Below are 17,725 nucleotides of genomic sequence, written 5' to 3'. Positions count from 1 at the left end.
GTAAAGATTAGATCGAAAAAAACAAATTAATAGTATACAAATGACTCAAAAGAAGAAATTAATTTTGGTGAGGCATGCAAAATCATCTTGGGATATCCCTTGGCTAAATGACCACGATCGGCCTTTGGCCAAGCGCGGACTTGATGATGCTCCAAAAATGGCCAATCGGCTTAAGAAAAAAGGGGTTTATCCGGATCTGATGCTGAGTTCTACCGCATTACGGGCTGCTGAAACAGCTAAAATCACAGCTAAAATATTGGGGGTTTCAGAGGATGACATTTCTTGGGAAAAAGGGCTTTTTCATGCCTCCCCCCATCAAATCCTCAAGATCATCCGAATGCAGAAAGACTCAGTCAATACCTTACTGGTCTTTGGTCATAATCCCGGATTTAATGATCTGATCACATACCTCGGTGGAGAATTGGATAATTTACCAACTAGCGGACAGTTTGGATTCAATTTAAAAACTGAACATTGGGCAGAACTCAAACCGGAAACTGCCGAGGTATGGTTTTTTGATTTCCCAAAAAAGAAAAGCTAAGGCAAATCAAAATTTCGGACATCCTGAACGACTTCTTGAAAAAGTATGGGATTATCCAAAAGGTAATAGACTTTTTCGGCTACTTCTGTTGCCGAACTCAAATGGCCCTCTGACTTGTATTGAGCAAAACGCTCCAAAGCAGGGAAATCCGATGGATCTGCCTTTCTGATGTCAGCCTGCATCTCGGTATCGATGATTCCCGGCGCCAATGAAAATACCCGAAATCCTTTTTCCTTAAGATCTTCTGCTGCCACCTTGGAAAACATCGCCAAGCCTGCTTTTCCGGTACAATATTCACTCCATCCCGCCAGTGGCTTGTGCGCAGCACCGGAACTGATCGTGCAGATCAGCTTTTCGCTTTTGCTTCCGGAGTAGGCCTCCACAAAACCATTGGTGAGAATTATTGGCGCAAGCAGATTCAGATTCATCACGCCTTGAATTGCTTTCGGTTGAAGCTTTCCTACTGGTTTGATTTCGCCAATCTTGCCGGCATTATTGATCAGGATTACTTTATCAAATTCCCCTGTGGGAAATAACGCTGGTAGTCTGGACTCCAGTGCGTCCAAATCACTCAAATCCAACTGTACTTCTGTCAGTTTCGGATCTTGCAAATTCAATATTGAACGGGAAACAGCAACTATCCTGATATTATCAAGCGCCAAGAATCTTTCCAAAATGGCTTTTCCCAGACCTTTGGTGTGACCGGTGAGGATGAGAAGGGATTTCATCACTTATCTTGATTTGTAATTATTGAATTCAAGTGCTTTCATAATGAAGTAAAAGAGGCTGACAGGAGTCGAAGGCCATTTACAGCTAATGAAGCCACATTTCGAACTTCGTAACTCTCGTTGCTCAGGTGCTCAATGTGACAAACAGCAATTATGAGACAGCCTCTTTTTTTTCTATCGCCTTACAAAATGTATTGCGACAGGTCTCTGTTTTTCACCAGTGCATTTAATCTTTCCTCTACCATTTCCTTGGTAACCATGATCTTGGAATTGGCCTGAATGACATCCGGGACATCAAACAGGAAATCATTCAGCAAGTGACTCATCACAGTATGAAGTCTCCTCGCACCAATATTTTCCACCTCCTGATTGATCAAAAACGCCAGTCTCGCGATCTCTTCAATGGACTCATCATTGAATTCAAGGGACACCTGTTCGGACTCAAACAGCGCTTGATATTGCTTGGTCAATGCATTCTTTGGCTCCCGCAAAATGCGAGAAAAGTCCTCCTGTGTCAGACTTTGGAGTTCAACTCGGATCGGGAATCGCCCCTGCAATTCAGGAATCAAATCCGATGGTTTGCTCACGTGGAATGCTCCAGCAGCAATAAACAATACGTGATCGGTATTTACTACACCATACTTGGTATTCACAGCGGTACCCTCTACGATTGGGAGCAAATCACGCTGCACTCCTTCTCTACTGACATCAGGGCCACTACCACCTTTTCCGGCTTTGGAAGCAATCTTATCGATCTCATCGATGAAGATGATTCCGTTATTTTCGGCAAGTTTGATGGCTTCCTCTTTGACTTCGTCAAAATCCACCAATTTGGAGATCTCTTCTTCCAAAAGCACCTTTCTTGCTTCAGCTATCGTCAATTTGCGCTTCTTGGTCTTCTTGGGCATCATACCGGAGATCATGTCCTGAAGTCCCGCCATGCTGGCATCATCCATCATCCCATTCCCGATCATCCCAATCCCCACAGGTGAAGAGGCTTTGACATTAATTTCAATCTTTCGTTCGTCCAATTCGCCGTTTCTCAGCTTTTCGCGGAAACGCTCACGAGTCCGCTCATTCAGTTCGGAGTCATCAGCCGGCTCAGATTGAGTGTCGATATTGATCGACATTGGACGTGTAAATCCCGCACTTTTTACCGGCGGAATCAAAATATCCAAGATCACTTCCTCTACGGCTTCAGTTGCTTTTACTTTTACTGCTTCGTTTTTTACCTCTTTTACCAAATGAACAGATTGCTCCATGAGGTCACGCACCATACTTTCCACATCGCGCCCCACGTATCCAACTTCGGTAAATTTTGAAGCTTCCACCTTGGTAAAAGGAGCCTGGGCAATGTTAGCCAATCGACGTGCGATTTCTGTTTTTCCCACCCCCGTGCTTCCGATCAGGAGAATATTATTTGGAACGATATCTTTTTGAATATCTGACTTCACCATCATGCGACGTATTCGATTGCGCAAGGCAATCGCCACGTTTCGTTTTGCGTCCTTTTGTCCGATGATGTATTTGTCAAGCTCTTCAACGATTTGCCTTGGAGTAAGTGAATCAAGTTGGCTCATGGGTAGTGTGTGGTGCTGAAAGTGAAACTGATTTTCGTATCAAAAAGATTTAAAAGGCTTCCCCTTCAATCGAGGAAGCCTTTTTTTGATTATTCCTGAGCAGATTTAGGCTCTGAAAATGTGAATTTAAGTGGATTGTCAACCTTGTTTTGAGTCAGAGCGATGTTGAGTACCTCTCCCACTTTATCAACAAAATGAAATTCAATTCCTTTAACATATTGCTGGTCAATCTCTTCTATATCCCGAAGGTTTTTTCTGCAAAGAATGATTTCCTTTATTCCGGCACGTTTGGCAGCAAGGATTTTTTCCTTGATTCCCCCTACAGGCATCACTTTACCAATCAAGCTGATCTCTCCGGTCATTGCGACTTTTGATTTTACTTTACGCTGGGTGTACACTGAGGCCATAGCCGTCAGCATGGTGATACCGGCAGATGGTCCGTCTTTTGGTACAGCCCCTGCTGGAACGTGGATGTGAAGATCATACTGATCAAAAACACGGTGGTCAATACCTAAGGTTTCGGCTTTTGATTTCAGGTAAGAAAGTGCCGTCATGGCAGACTCTTTCATCACCTCTCCCAGTTGACCTGACAGGGTCAATTTGCCTTTACCCCGGCTAAGACTGGACTCAATGAAGAGAATTTCTCCTCCTACACTCGTCCAGGCAAGCCCAGTCACTACACCTGCAATACTGTTATCTTGGTAGGTTTCTTTATCAAAAATCTCGGAACCGAGAATTTTACGAACTGCCGCAGGTGTTATTTTATGATCGTATTCCTCCTCCATTGCAATCGACTTGGCGATATTTCGTATCACTTTACCAATTGCCCGCTCCAAGCTTCTTACACCTGATTCGCGTGTGTAGTCTTCGATGATTTTGGCCAATGCCGCCTTATCAAAGCTGATATCTTTGGCTTTCAAGCCATGTTCTTTTCGCTGCTTGGGCACAAGATGACGCTTGGCGATTTCCAGCTTTTCTTCCTGAGTATATCCCGTCACTTCGATGATCTCCATTCGATCCCGCAAGGCAGGCTGAATCGTATCCAGTGAATTTGCTGTAGCTATAAACAGAACCTTGCTCAGGTCATATTCTACTTCCAGGTAATTATCCAGAAAAGCGAAATTTTGCTCCGGATCCAAGACCTCCAGAAATGCGGAAGAAGGATCACCCCTGAAATCAGAGGAAAGCTTATCAATCTCATCCAGTACAAATACCGGATTGGAGATTTTCACCTTTTTCATATTCTGAATGATCTTACCGGGCATCGCCCCGACATAGGTCTTTCGATGTCCACGGATCTCCGCTTCATCATGAAGGCCTCCGAGTGACATTCGGATATATTTTCGCCCCAAAGCCGCAGCAACAGATTTACCAAGAGAGGTTTTACCTACGCCGGGAGGTCCGTACAGGCAAAGAATCGGGCCTTTCAGGTCATTCTTTAATTTCAGTACCGCCAGGTATTCGATGATCCGCTCTTTTACTTTTTCCAAACCAAAATGATCCGCATCAAGTACGGCCTTGGCATGCTTTAGATCAAAATTATCAAGCGTAAACTCATTCCATGGCAGATCTACCAAGGTTTCAGCATAGTTGAGTGCGATGGGGTATTCAGCGGCAGCAGGATTGATCCGGAGAATTTTGTCCAGCTCTTTTTCAAAGTGCTTCTTGACTTCAATTGGCCAATGTTTCAATTCTCCTTTTTCTCTCAGATCCTCCACTTCTTTTTCAGGACCATCTTCTCCAAGCTCATCCTGCAGGACTTTCATCTGCTGACGCAGGAAATAGTCCCGCTGCTGCTGATCGATATCGGTGTGGACTTTCTTGTGGATTTCAGACTTCAACTCCAGCATTTGGATGTCTTTCATCATGTATTCCAAAAGAAGCGTCGCACGCTCAATTCCGTCATTGATCTCGATCAGGCGCTGCTTGGATTCTACAGGAGCGTTGATATTGGAGGAAAGGAAATGCGTCAGAAAAGGCGTGTTGTCAATATTATCCAGAGCCACCTGAGCTTCACGGGGAATCTCCGGGTTAAGATGAAGGATTTTGCTTGCAGCCTCTTTTAAGGATTCCTCCAAGGCTTTGATTTTTCTGGAGTTCTTCGGAAAACTTTCCTCCAGGTAATCAACCTTAGCCATAAAATAGGGATCGTCTGTGACCTGCTCCCGGATTTTAAAGCGCTTTTTGCCTTGAATAATAATCGTAGTGTTCCCATCAGGGAGCACGATCATTTTGATGATTTTGGCCAATGTTCCCACCTGATAAATGTCTTCCCATCCGGGATCGTCATTGTTGGGGTTGATCTGTGCACATACTCCAATGAGCTTACTGCCCTTGTGGGCTTTCTTCACCAAGCGGATAGATCGTTGCCTACCCACAGTAATAGGAATAACTACACCGGGAAAAAGGACGGTATTTCGAACTGACAGAATGGGGACTTCTTCTTCAAAAGACTCATTGCTTGGATCACCTTCTTCCTCGTCAGTGATCAATTGGATGAGATCCCCCTCCCCAGTGTAATCACCGGACATGAGATTTTGAAATAAAGAATTTGCGAATTGGTTCATATAGACAGATTGACAGCCGGGCTGTCAGTGAATAGCTAAAATAAAAGAAGAACCCCCTATATACGAAGGTTCTCCCTAATAAGTCAAGGTCAATGCCAAAAGAGGATTGGGTCAAATTGGCAGTTAAGACGCCGAATAAATTGCTCTTATATCGGCTTGGTAGGCTTGGATTGGATAATGATCAACTAAACAACTTCAAAATATCATTCCCGATCGCAAAAACCATCAAGGCCAACAGAATCACCATGCCGACTTTCTGCGCATTTTCCAGAAACTTATCAGATGGAGTTCGGCCGGAGACCATTTCATAAAGCAAGAATACCACATGCCCACCGTCAAGAGCAGGAATCGGAAGTAAGTTCATAAAGGCTAGGATCATCGAAATCAAACCAGTAATACTCCAAAATTTCACCCAGTCCCAAGTGGAACCGTAGATTTTCGCCATGCCTACCGGACCACTTACGTTTTTTGCAGAAACTTCACCGGTAAACATTTTACCTAAGGCTCGGGCATTTACAATCACCACACCGAATGCTCTTGAAGTTCCTTTGCTGATCGCTTCACCAAAACCATACTGCCTGCGAGTTGGCTCGATGAGTGTCTGCACAGCGATCCCGATTCGGGCTTCATCCGTAACCGCAATTGCCAAGGTGTCTATTCCGGTTTCATTTTTTCTGACCACTTGAGCAGTCTTTCCGACTAAAGGCTGAAGTGCCGATTGCATCTCATCGAAATACTCGATTGGCTGATTGTTGACTGCCAGAATTTTATCTCCCGGCTTTATTCCCGCAGATTCTGCGCCGCTTCCTTTGTCCACAGCACCCACTTCAAACGGAAATCGGATCTGAACAAATTTGCTGAATGACTCCTCGCTGTTGAAGGTGTTAATAAATCCACGCGGGATGTCAATTTTAATTTGCTCACCATTACGGTCTACTGTGTAGTAGCCGTTTTCGCTGAGCAAAGCCGAACCGCTCGTCAAGTCGTTGATTCCCTGATAAGGTTCGCCGTTGATGTCCAGGACTTTATCGCCGGTTTTAAAGCCAATAGCTTCCCCGTATTCATAGGCTACGATCCCGTTTTGGATGACCTGATCTCTAGAATAGAAGGTTTCTCCGTTTTGGTACACCAAAACCACAAAAATGATAATCCCGGTGACCACATTGACAATGATACCTCCCAACATGACGATCAATCGCTGCCAGGCCGGTTTGGACCGAAATTCCCAAGGCTGCGGCTCGGAAGACATCTGCTCGGTATCCATGGACTCATCTACCATTCCGGAGATCTTCACAAAACCTCCCAAAGGAATCGCCCCTATCGAATATTCAGTTTCTCCCCACTGGAATCCAGCGATTTTGGGAGGAAAACCGATTGAAAATTTCTCTACTCTCATGCCAAACATCTTGGCTGTAAGCAAGTGACCCAATTCATGAAGCCCTACCAGGATCGATAATCCCAGGAGCAATTGGCCCACCATAATCAATGTTTCCATTATTTTCTACGCTTAATTAGTTGTGTTGTAATTTCTCTTGACTCCTGATCGGTAGCTATGTAATCTTCCAAACTAGGTCGTGCTATAAAGGTTGCTTTTGCCAAAGTATCGGCGATCAGGTCAGACATCTCCAAAAATCCCACTTCCTTGTTTAAGAAAGCCGCCACGGCAATTTCGTTGGAAGCGTTTAGGATACATGGAGCGTTTCCTCCCTTTGCTAAAGCATCAAATGCCAGCTGAAGGTTCCTGAAAGTTTTTAAATCCGGCTGCTCAAACGTCAGTTGCGGATAGTTCATGAAGTCAAATCGCTCAAAATCGCTTTTCAACCGATGCGGAAAACTCAAGGCAAACTGAATCGGGATACGCATATCCGGTAAGCCAAGTTGTGCCTTGATCGATCCGTCTTCAAATTGTACCAAAGAATGGATGATACTTTGGGGATGAACGATGACTTCGATCTGTTCGGTTTTCAAACCAAAAAGCCACTTTGCTTCGATTACCTCCAAGCCTTTATTCATCAGCGAGGCGGAGTCAATAGTGATTTTGGCCCCCATATCCCAGTTGGGATGTTTCAAAGCTTGCTCACGGGTGACAGTTTCGAGAAAAGTTCGATCTTTCCCACGAAATGGTCCACCCGAAGCAGTCAGGATTATTTTTTCAATCGGATTTTGATATTCACCGACAAGACACTGGAAAATCGCCGAGTGCTCTGAATCTACAGGGAAAATATTAACCCGGTTTTCTTTGGCCAAAGCGGTAATTATCTCTCCCGCTACGACCATCGTCTCTTTGTTTGCCAGTGCAATCTGCTTTCCCGCTTTGATTGCATTTACCGTTGGAATCAAGCCGGAGTAGCCGACCAAAGCGGTAAGGACCACATCGATCGTTTCCATTTCCACGATTTGAGCTATCGCTTTTTGCCCGGCAAAAACTTTGATATCGTGGGGAAGCAAGGCCGCTTTGACTTTTTGATAATTGTCCTCATTCCCGATCACCACTGCGTTTGGATTGAATTCCAGCGCTTGGGCAATCAGCAAGTCACAATTATTTTGAGCCGTGAGCACTTCAACTAAAAAATCTTCGGGATGTTGCCGAATCACCTCGAGGGTTTGAGTGCCAATGCTTCCGGTACTGCCCAAGATGGCTACGCGCTTTTTATCTGTCATTCGAAGGGGTTTATATTCCGATTCAAAACTCTGTCATTTGGCTAAAGTTCGGTTTCGGGCTGACAAAATTACCAATTGACCAGACTTTTCCTTGTACAATTCGTCACTTTTTGGGGAATGGGATGATTTTTGGTTTTTTTTTAATCTTGGATCATCTTAAAAAATGTGAAGTAATACAGGCCCAGAAACTATCAGTGCGCTTATTGAGTAATTTACTATACTATGAACTCATTCATCAAATCTATCGGATTGCCTTTTCTGGCAGGGATTGCCGGAGCGGCTTGTTGGTCTTACCTTGAAATTAATTCTGCTCAGACTAGTGAGATTGGATCGGCAGATTCCCCAAATACAGAAATGCAATTTACTGCTGCGTTTCGCCCGGCGACTCAAGCCGATGGATTAACGCTACCCGTTTCCTTCGTAGAAGCTTCTCAAAACAGTACCGAGTCGGTCGTTTTTATCAAAAACTTTTCCGGCACCGATCCGAGACGGTACAGCATGTTTGATTATTTCTTCGGCACCGGACCCACCCAGCAGGTCAGCACCGGATCAGGAGTGATTATCTCCAAGGATGGCTACATCATCACCAACAACCACGTGATCGATCGTGCAGAGACCATCGAGGTGGTCCATCAAAAACGAACCTATTCCGCCAAACTGGTAGGAACTGACAAAAACACAGACATCGCAGTCCTCAAAATCGAAGCAACAAATCTACCCGAAATCAAGCGTGGCAACAGTCGAAGCCTTCAAATCGGTGAGTGGGTTTTGGCTGTAGGTAACCCATTTAACCTGACATCCACTGTCACTGCGGGGATTGTGTCAGCTAAGGAGCGTCAAATCAATATTCTCGGTGGGGATTTTCCTTTGGAAAGTTTCATCCAAACCGACGCACCGATCAACCCCGGAAACTCAGGCGGGGCTTTGGTCAACATAAAAGGCGAATTAGTCGGAATCAACACGGCGATACTTTCCCGAACCGGTTCATACACCGGCTACGGGTTTGCAGTACCTGTAGATATCGCCCTGAAAATCGCCAATGATCTAATTAAGTTCGGAGAAGTTCAAAAGGCCATTCCGGGAATCGATGTTGTCGAATTGACACCCGAACTGGCTGAGGAAATGAAATTGAAATCACTGGACGGAGTAATCGTTACTCATATTCTAAGGGGAGGTTCTGCGGAAAAAGTCGGACTGCAAAAGGATGATGTCATCATCAAAATCGATGATTGGAAGATCACCGGAAAAGGAAGCTTTGAAGAGGCACTTTCCTATTTCTATCCCGGAAGCAAAGTTGCGGTTGAATACATGAGAAATGGCAATTTGAAAACCGCCCAACTCACCCTTCAGAATCTGGAAGGTGGAGAAGGAGTCATCAAGCGGGAATTTTTCACTTCGGTGCTTCTGGGCGCAAAATTGGAGTCTGTAAATACAATCGAAAAAGACCGTCTCAAAGTGCCTTACGGAATCAAGATCACCTCCATGACCCGCGGATATTTACGTGACTTGGGATTCCGGGATGGCTTTGTGATTACACATATCAATCAGATTCCTGCCAAAGACCCAAAAGCTGCAGGAAAATACCTAGAGGAATTCAGTGGAAAGCTGAGACTGGAAGGCGTGGCACCAAATGGTCAGCCTTTTATGCAGAGCTACAATGTGAAGTAAAAAACAAGGCTTGGATTGAGAAAATCCAGCCTTTTTTTTCGTTTTAGACCCTACTTTTACTTAAATTAAGAAGACAAAAAACCCGAAATGAAAACCCTACCCCAAACTTGTGAACAATGCCTGGAAGAATTTAGCAACGCATTGGAAGAGCTTGTGATTTTTGCCAGTCGAGGTGACAAATCCGGATACACTGAAACTCAGTCCAGGGATTTGATCAGAAACTTTGAAGTAACCCATGAATTGGCCCTGAAAGTGATCGCCAAGTTTTTTGAAAAGCATAAAAAGGGCCCTTTCTCAGGATCGAGAGACGCCACGGTTGAGGCTTTCCACGCCGAACTCATCGACGATGGCAAAGGCTGGCTGGATATGATCATCGACCGGATTCAATACAACCCGGTGTACAACATTGACTCTCAGGCCACTTTTCTGTCAAACATCCGAAAAAAATACATCCGCTTATTGGAGCGGTTCGAACGAACAATGACAAAAAAGCTGGAGGAATGAAGGGAGTAATCAGTAGGCAGTGGCAGTAGGAAGAAAAGTTTTAACACCAGAACAGAAAGTTTTTTCCTGAGTACTAGGAAAAGGAATCCGAAGAAACCTGCCTGCTGCAGCCAGTTCTATTTTTTTTGTGAAAAACTTGCCTGTCAGAAGTCAGGTCTGCGGGAAAAATTCTAAAAAAAGCCCGATCCAAGGACCGGGCTTTAATTTTAATTAATTGGCCAAAAATTTTCCAATCTTAAATATTTCAATTTTATAATTTCCAATCCAAAGATTACCTAAAAACAAACCCAGAAGGTCCTCTTCCTACTTCCATTTTTTTCACTTCTACACCTGACTTATTGTAAATAGTAACCTCCCCATTTCCCTGAAAACCCTTAGAGTTGGAAACATAGATTTCCTGCCGCTCCTTATCAAAGCCGATACCGTAGAACCCTGAACCTGTTTTCAAGCTTGGAATCAGAGTCGTGTCAAAAATCGATACCACTGCAATTCCATCATTGTAATCCGGCCAACCTGTACTGGTCAAAATATAAATCCTGTCATCCTCTCCCAAAGTAATTCGCCCGGTTGCTTTGGAAAGTGGCAATTCCCGAAATTCCTTTTTGGTCAGATTATCCCTGTGAAACGATTGGAAGTAAATTTTTTCGGAATCATAAGAATACACCCACAAATCTCCTCGCTGCTCAAAAAACTGAACTGGCTTTCCTGGAACCTCAAGGGTTTTGGAAACCACTTCGGTATCAGCATCGATAATTTCAATTTTCCCTCCTTCTGATCCGGCCACAAATACATATTTACCCGAAGTAAATAAGTCCTCGGGCTTATTGGATACTTTGATTTTCTTCTTGACAGTACCCCCATCCAATCCTGAAACTACCGCGACATAGGAATCCGGTGTTTTAAAACTCGCATCGTATGGGCCATAGTCGGAGATAAACAATTTTCCTCGGGAAGTTGCCAATGACCTCGGCTGATTCAGATCTCCGATCACTGCACCCCTTGATTTGAAGTCTCCCGGGTTGACGATTTCCACTTTTCCGGTGTTTGCGACCAGATAAAGACGATCCTCCTCCAAAACCATATCTTCCAAAAGCCCGGCAAAAGGACGGTTGTTTTCGGCTTCAAACACATTCACTTTCGTCGTACCGGTGACTGGGTCAAAATGAAACACCTCTCCGTCATTGGCCCCGAAGGCACCTTCATTCATGATCAAAATACCGGTATCATAGGCCCCAAGGGGTCGTTCACTTCCCGACTCATTGCAGGAAAAGAGCAGGAAAATCAGAGCCAAAGCTCCAAATTGGTTTTTCAAGGTAAACTTCATAAGTGTATGGTTAAATTAAGTTGATACGAGCGGCCGGGCATTGCACGGAGATATAGGACTTGGTAGTCTCTGTCAAGGAGATTAAGCACATGAAAACTGATTGGAAAGCGGGTTTTTACCCATTTCAGATCCGAAAATCTCAGACCCGCATTCCAGATTTGATAGGAATCGAGGATTCGGGCATTTCCGGTTCCGATGGCCCGCTGACCCACATAGAAGGAGCTCAAGTTCACTGCAACCCCTCCGATTCCTGCCGAAAGATTTCCGTTTGCCTGATGTTGGGGAGTATAGGGTAATTGACGTGGATTCGCGGGTTCGGAAGTCAGGTCTAGAGCCTGTGAAAAAGTGTAACTCAAGCCCATTTCCCAATTCAATTTACCCGACTCCCACTTGGTATTTCCCTGATATTCAATGCCTTGATTTTGCACTTTACGGATATTTTCAGGACTCCAGATCGATCCCCGAGGTAGCCAGATGATCCAGTTATCGACCTTCATGCGATAGTACGTCAGACTTTGATCCCAGGAGAACGCCCCTTTTTTGAGCCAATTCAGTCCAATTTCCCCGTTTACACTTTCCTCAGGCAATAGATCAGGATTCCCTCCGGGGTTCCAAAATCGGTCGTTGAGTGTCGGTGCTTTAAATCCCTTTCCAAGAGAAGCTTTGAGCAAAAGCTCCTGCTTCTCCCCTTCCCAAAACTTCCAGTCCCCCCCTATTCCGGGCAGAAAAGGAATAAAATTATCGAGGTAGGCGAATTGGCGAAGATTAAGTGAGACAGTGAGATTTTCAGCTGTTTGCCAGCGGGCGGATTGATAAAACTCAAACCGCTGATCCGTGGCAGCATAGGTGCTCAGATCGCCTTTGATAAAAGTGGATCTCACTCCAGCTTTAAACTGCCAGGATTTCCCTTTTGCAAAATCCCAATCCGAGGCTAAAAAGAACTGTCGGGTTTGATTTTGACTTTCATTGAAAAATTGATTGTCACGTACAAATCCCGTCTTCAGATTCCAAACGGAGGTTGTGCCAAATCTGAAATAATCCAATACCGCACGGACATTCTCATCAGACTGCTGATCCGTTGTGCTGGAACCCATCACCGGCTGTATCTGACGATCGGCCTTATTCCACCAGAACGCCGCTTTAAACTGACTTTTGGAACTCACATTCCATGCAAAATCCTGGACAAAGCCAAGCTGCTCCACAGCGGCATTCTGAGCTTTTGTTTCAGGAGTTCCTGGCTTGGAAATGTCCCTGTAGCTAAAGTCATTTTGAGCAAATTGCCGATAAAATCGACTTTTGGTACTGATTTTTTTCGAAGAAAAGCCTCCTGAAAGAGCTGAATTAAACAATCCGAAACTCCCGAAAGTCTGTGAAAGTTTCCCTTGCCATCCTTTGGCAAACTCAGTCTTTGATCCCAAATGTACGCTTCCGCCTATGGCTTCATTTCCAAAAAGTGCTCCCGAACTTCCAAAATGCAATTGGGCTTGATCGATCGCCTCCACAGGCAGAATCGACAAATCGCTTTGCCCAAGTGAGGGGCTGTTGACGGGAAGTCCATTCCAAAAAATCGCCGTATGGCCCGCAGAAGTGCCCCGAAAAGACGGAGAAGCCAACATCCCTGCTCCGTATTGACGGACGAAAACAGGGCTTTGCTCCTGTAACAAGTCTCCCAACGATCGGGCAGCATACGCCTCCAAAACTTTGGAATCAAAGTTTACCAACTTCTGCCCTTGGGCAAAACGATCCAGAGGAGGTGCGTAAACCTCCACCTGTTCCAAGGAAACGGTGTCTTGCATCGGCATATAGCCGAACACAGAAACAACCCAAAACAACACAGTCATGCCTGATCGAATAAGTTAAAACTCAATTCGATTCGGGCTTGAAGAGAAATGGGAAGAAATGAAAACTATCTCCGACAGAAAGCTTTCTGTGGGGAAATCGACACGTCTTCTTCGCTTTTCCTCCGAAAGCACAGAATCAATAGATCAAGGCAGGTCTCCTGGCTCATCTGATTTTTGCCGGCCTTCTCTCCCGCCTCAGCGAGAAATGGCATAGTGGAGCAAAAACTTTTCCTTCCGGTAAGAATTGGAAAGACAGACTGACAGTTGCGGGGACAGCTCCGGTTTTACACCGGATTCCCTTTTAATCCCCAGAGCCGATCCCGATAGCTTTCGGGAGGATGGGGAACCTTCATCGGGGGCAAAGTAAAGCGATTTTGATTTGGTAAAAAAGCGTCAGACCAATACTAATTTTGGAAAGCATGGATTATCTCATTTACCTTGGCAGAAAATTTCGTCAGGTTAGTCCTATGTTAAAAAAATTCGGAAACAACATTTTTTCCTCAAAATCAACAGCTTACCTCCTTCTGATCTGCGCTTGGCTACTGTTTTTCTCCTGCGGAAAAAAAAATGAAACTGAGCAGGGAAAAACTTCGCTAAGTCTGGATTATGCCACGGGTTTTAAAATTTTTCAGGGAAAAGATTTCTGGGAAATTCAGGTGACTCAGGGCTACACCGGAGCTGATAAAACGTTTCGATACCTGGTGTTGGAAGAAAATTCCGAAGCTGAAAAAACCGGATTCGACGCCGTGGTACAACTACCGATTTCCAGAGTTGTGCTGACTTCGACGACTCATATTCCGCATCTGGACTTGCTGAATTCCACCGGAAAATTGATCGGCTTTCCCCAAACAGATTTGATTTCATCGGAAAAAACCAGGAAGCTGATCGACTCGGGGAAGGTCACTGACTTGGGAAGCGGGCCTTCTGCCAATCCTGAGATGGTCATCGATCTGCAACCAGATTGGATGATGATTTCCACTTTGGGCGAGGATCTGAGGTATTTGGATCTCTTTGCGCAGGCGAAAATCCCGGCGATCATCAATGGGGAATACGTGGAGCAAAACCCACTTGGACGGGCCGAATGGATCAAATTCACTGGAATTTTGCTTGGGAAATATGAAGAGTCGGTGGCGGTTTTTGAGGAGATCGAAAAAGCCTACCTAGCTACCGAAAAACTAACTGAAAAATTGCCTCAAAGCGAAAAACCAACCGTCCTGAGCGGGGTAATGTATCAGGACATTTGGTATGCGCCGGGATCCGAAAGCTGGGGGGCGAGAATCCTTGAAAATGCGGGAGGATCGTACATTTTCGCCGACCAAACAGGCACGGGAAGCTTACAGTTGAATTATGAATTTGTCTTGGACAGAGGTTTGGAAACTAACTTTTGGATCGGTTCGGCAGACTTTGCAGACCTGAAAACCATGGGCAATTCCGAACCTCGCTATCAAGCATTCAAGCCCTGGAAAAACGGTCAGGTTTATACCTACACGGCCAAAAAAGGAGCCACCGGTGGACTGGAATACTTCGAGCTCGGCTATGTCCGCCCTGATCTGATTCTCAAGGATCTGATCAAAATCCTCCACCCTGATTTGCTGCCGGAATATGAGTTGTATTTTTATCAGAAACTTGACTAAAATCTAAACGTTGCCGTGGTCTATGTCTCCAAAGACGACAAAAAAATCCCGATCAGGTATAAAATCAATATAATTAGCAATTTTATACCCGATCAAGTATAAATATTAGATAAATTGTATATTTATACCATAAAGGGTATAAAAAAATGACAAATCTCTCAGTCTTCTTAAAAGAAAAGCGCAAGTCAGTCGGCTTAACACAAGAGGAACTTGCTGCTAAGGCCGGAGTCGGATTGCGATTTGTCCGTGATCTCGAACAAGGAAAAAAAACACTTCGGCTCGATAAGGTCAACCAAGTCTTGGTGTTATTTGGAAAGCAGGTTGGGGTAGTTGAACTTGACTCTTAACGTGATGGCTAAAAATGCATTGGTGTATTATCAAGATCATCTCGCAGGCTACCTGATTGAGACAGATGAAGGGTACACTTTTGTCTATGACAAAGAATATTTGAAATCCAAAGAAGCGATGCCGGTAAGTTTGACACTGCCACTTCAGCATGATGCATATGAGAGCAAAGCACTTTTTTCATTTTTCGACGGACTGATTCCTGAAGGATGGCTTCTTAATGTAGGCCAAAAGTACTGGAAGCTTAAAGGAAATGATCGCTTTGAGTTGTTGGTGACTTTATGCCGGGACACGATTGGTGCTGTGAGCATTTTGCCAGAGGAAGGGGTCGCCGATGTCTAATTGTTTATTCTGTTACCAGAAATTAGAGGATACCAGCGGATATCACGATCGTTGTTGCAAAAAATTCTTTGGGACAAAAAATCTGCCTGAACTTCATTTGGATAAAACCATTCTCAATGAACTGGCAATCAAAACGGTCAACAAGCGAATTGCTGTCACGGGGGTGCAACCAAAATTATCCATGGACTTACAGAAAGAAATTGGATCTCTAAGGTTGACTCTTGTAGGGCTTTGGGGGCAATTCATTCTGAAACCTCAACATGAAGAATTCCCCTTTATGCCTGAAACGGAAGACTTGACCATGCACCTCGCAGATTTATTCAAAATCAAGACCTGTGAACATGCTTTGATCCCTACCCGTGATGGTAATCTGGCTTACATCACCAAGCGGTATGATCGAGAAAAAGGTAAGAAAATTCATGTCGAAGACTTATGCCAAATTTCAGGATTCTTGACCGAACAGAAGTACAAAGGTTCTTATGAAAAAGTAGGCGAACTGGTTTCACACTATTGTACTAACAAGGGGTTAGACACCCTTAATTTCTTCGAATTGGTCCTTTTTTGCTACCTGACAGGTAATAATGACATGCACTTGAAGAATTTTTCCCTGATCCATAATAGGGATCAGACAGTTTCACTTTCCCCTGCTTATGACCTGCTCAATGTGAATTTGGTATTTCCCGATGATCCTGACGAACTCGCACTGACTTTGAACGGAAGAAAAAGAAGGATCACTAAATTAGACTTTGATACATTTGCTTCTAGGCTAAATCTAGCAGAAAAGGCTATTTCAAATAGCTATGCGAAGTTTACAAGCGGTAGCGAGAAGGTAGAAAAAGTGATTCAGTCTTCATTCTTGCCTGAGGATTTGAAGATTCGATACCAAGAAATTTGGAATAGTAAGGTTAAGATTTTGAAATGAAAACAAAGACTTACCTCTTCCCTATATTCCTCCTCCTACTCGGCTTGAGCTTTCTGCTCAACCTGAGTTTGGGTTCAGTGATGATTCCTTTTGGGGAAATCGTGTCAGGACTATTTTCCGGAGACTGGAGTAAAGCCTCCTGGGAGCAGATCATCCTGAATTATCGGCTTCCCAAAGCATTGGTAGCAATCTTTGCCGGAATCGGATTGAGCCTGAGTGGACTTCAAATGCAGACGTTCTTCCGAAATCCATTGGCAGGTCCTTTTGTCCTCGGGATCAGTTCGGGGGCAGGACTCGGTGTGGCTATTCTGATGCTGGCTGGATCCGCTTTTGGCATTGCACTGAGTGGAGTGAACTCTTGGGCAATCGCTTTTGCGGGAGTCTTGGGAGCAGCATTGGTTCTTTCTGCTGTCAGTTTGGTGGCTTGGAAGGTAAAGGACAGTATGACGCTTTTGATCGTCGGTTTGATGTTTGGATCGGCAGTTTCTGCGGTGATTTCGGTGCTTTCATTCTTTTCAGGCGCAGAGGCTTTAAAGCTTTTCACCGTTTGGTCGATGGGGAGTTTGGGAGCTTTGGGCTGGTCTCAAGTGGGGATTTTAAGTGTTTTAATCGCTTTGGGCAGTATTCCGGTACTGGTTTCTGTCAAGTCTTACAATGCGCTTTTGCTTGGGGAAGCCTACGCCAAGAGCATGGGAATCCGTACTGAAAAAATGCGCTGGCTGATGATCATCAGCACAGGAATATTAGCCGGTGGAATTACAGCATTCTGTGGGCCAATCGCCTTCGTGGGGATTGCAGTTCCGCACCTGGCGAGAATTGTGTGGAAAAGTTCGGATCACCGAATCCTGTTTCCGGCTTCAGCCTTGATCGGTGCAATTCTGCTCTTACTCTGCGATGCAGCGGGTCAACTTCCGGGGTTTGCAAGTACTTTGCCGATCAATGCGGTGACTTCGCTAGTCGGTGCACCGATTGTGATTGGATTGATTTTAAAACGGAACTTTAGTCGGGATTTTTAGAATGAATTCATTATTTACCAGTTTAAAAATCCCCCTTGTCCCCTTTGGGAAA

General features: G+C 44.7%; 15 protein-coding genes and 1 riboswitch. Of the genes, 8 read left to right on the top strand and 7 right to left on the bottom strand.

The features are described from left to right. Positions 1-40: 40 nt before the first annotated feature. Positions 41-541, top strand: a complete 501-nt coding sequence (locus tag Q8M62_RS05045; protein WP_304898958.1) for a histidine phosphatase family protein — start codon at positions 41-43, stop codon at positions 539-541. On the opposite strand, the gene Q8M62_RS05040 is transcribed toward Q8M62_RS05045, so the two are convergent. The 5 genes from Q8M62_RS05040 to Q8M62_RS05020 all read right to left on the bottom strand — a co-directional run bounded on the left by Q8M62_RS05040 (position 538) and on the right by Q8M62_RS05020 (position 8,077). Then, entirely contained in the window at positions 538-1,269 is a 732-nt protein-coding gene (locus Q8M62_RS05040) for an SDR family NAD(P)-dependent oxidoreductase (RefSeq protein WP_304898957.1), read from the bottom strand. The two genes, Q8M62_RS05045 and Q8M62_RS05040, sit on opposite strands and share 4 nt — an antisense overlap. 182 nt (positions 1,270-1,451) lie before the next feature. Then, positions 1,452-2,849, bottom strand: a complete 1,398-nt coding sequence (gene hslU / locus Q8M62_RS05035; protein WP_304898956.1) for an ATP-dependent protease ATPase subunit HslU — start codon at positions 2,847-2,849, stop codon at positions 1,452-1,454. Between the two features lie 89 nt (positions 2,850-2,938). Then, positions 2,939-5,416 carry an endopeptidase La gene (gene lon / locus Q8M62_RS05030; protein ID WP_304898955.1) on the bottom strand — a complete coding sequence of 826 codons (2,478 nt, stop codon included), beginning with the start codon at positions 5,414-5,416 and terminating at the stop codon, positions 2,939-2,941. Between the two features lie 181 nt (positions 5,417-5,597). Next, complete coding sequence (gene rseP, locus Q8M62_RS05025) at positions 5,598-6,911, bottom strand: RIP metalloprotease RseP (RefSeq protein WP_304898954.1); 1,314 nt, start codon at positions 6,909-6,911, stop codon at positions 5,598-5,600. After that, complete coding sequence (locus tag Q8M62_RS05020) at positions 6,911-8,077, bottom strand: 1-deoxy-D-xylulose-5-phosphate reductoisomerase (protein WP_304898953.1); 1,167 nt, start codon at positions 8,075-8,077, stop codon at positions 6,911-6,913. Before Q8M62_RS05020 ends, rseP begins: the two co-directional genes overlap by 1 nt. Positions 8,078-8,299: 222 nt before the next feature. Between Q8M62_RS05020 and Q8M62_RS05015 the strand changes: the two genes are divergently transcribed. Together Q8M62_RS05015 and Q8M62_RS05010 are read left to right on the top strand one after the other, a co-directional pair. Then, the gene (locus tag Q8M62_RS05015; RefSeq protein ID WP_304898952.1) at positions 8,300-9,745 is read left to right on the top strand and encodes a S1C family serine protease; all 1,446 of its coding nucleotides are present in this window, start codon (positions 8,300-8,302) and stop codon (positions 9,743-9,745) included. A gap of 87 nt (positions 9,746-9,832) precedes the next feature. Next, complete coding sequence (locus Q8M62_RS05010; protein WP_304898951.1) at positions 9,833-10,249, top strand: nucleotidyltransferase substrate binding protein; 417 nt, start codon at positions 9,833-9,835, stop codon at positions 10,247-10,249. A 271-nt stretch (positions 10,250-10,520) separates the two neighbouring features. On the opposite strand, the gene Q8M62_RS05005 is transcribed toward Q8M62_RS05010, so the two are convergent. Together Q8M62_RS05005 and Q8M62_RS05000 are read right to left on the bottom strand one after the other, a co-directional pair. Continuing rightward, positions 10,521-11,573: a YncE family protein gene (locus Q8M62_RS05005; protein WP_304898950.1), complete on the bottom strand. Its 1,053-nt coding sequence runs from the start codon at positions 11,571-11,573 to the stop codon at positions 10,521-10,523. Further along, on the bottom strand, positions 11,570-13,414 hold the full coding sequence (locus Q8M62_RS05000; protein ID WP_304898949.1) for a TonB-dependent siderophore receptor: 1,845 nt from the start codon (positions 13,412-13,414) through the stop codon (positions 11,570-11,572). The genes Q8M62_RS05005 and Q8M62_RS05000 overlap by 4 nt, the downstream gene beginning before the upstream one ends. Positions 13,415-13,544: 130 nt before the next feature. Further along, positions 13,545-13,780, bottom strand: a riboswitch (cobalamin riboswitch). 53 nt (positions 13,781-13,833) lie between these two features. Here Q8M62_RS05000 and Q8M62_RS04995 point away from each other — a divergent pair. From Q8M62_RS04995 to Q8M62_RS04975, 5 genes are all read left to right on the top strand, one after another. Continuing rightward, on the top strand, positions 13,834-15,048 hold the full coding sequence (locus Q8M62_RS04995) for an ABC transporter substrate-binding protein (RefSeq protein WP_304898948.1): 1,215 nt from the start codon (positions 13,834-13,836) through the stop codon (positions 15,046-15,048). A 146-nt stretch (positions 15,049-15,194) separates the two neighbouring features. Continuing rightward, positions 15,195-15,395, top strand: coding sequence for a type II toxin-antitoxin system Y4mF family antitoxin (locus tag Q8M62_RS04990; RefSeq protein ID WP_304898947.1), 201 nt, complete (start codon positions 15,195-15,197; stop codon positions 15,393-15,395). A 4-nt stretch (positions 15,396-15,399) separates the two neighbouring features. Next, the gene (locus Q8M62_RS04985) at positions 15,400-15,735 is read left to right on the top strand and encodes a HipA N-terminal domain-containing protein (protein WP_304898946.1); all 336 of its coding nucleotides are present in this window, start codon (positions 15,400-15,402) and stop codon (positions 15,733-15,735) included. A 97-nt stretch (positions 15,736-15,832) separates the two neighbouring features. Then, on the top strand, positions 15,833-16,657 hold the full coding sequence (locus Q8M62_RS04980) for a HipA domain-containing protein (RefSeq protein ID WP_304898945.1): 825 nt from the start codon (positions 15,833-15,835) through the stop codon (positions 16,655-16,657). Continuing rightward, positions 16,654-17,673 (top strand): iron ABC transporter permease, encoded by a 1,020-nt coding sequence (locus Q8M62_RS04975; RefSeq protein ID WP_304898944.1) that lies wholly within the window; start codon positions 16,654-16,656, stop codon positions 17,671-17,673. Before Q8M62_RS04980 ends, Q8M62_RS04975 begins: the two co-directional genes overlap by 4 nt. Positions 17,674-17,725 lie beyond the last annotated feature (52 nt).

Origin of the sequence: Algoriphagus sp. (genome assembly GCF_030694375.1) — a bacterium.
Taxonomy (GTDB): domain Bacteria; phylum Bacteroidota; class Bacteroidia; order Cytophagales; family Cyclobacteriaceae; genus Algoriphagus.
Note: the sequence above shows the minus strand (reverse complement) of the source record. Positions and strands in the feature narration are given on the sequence as shown.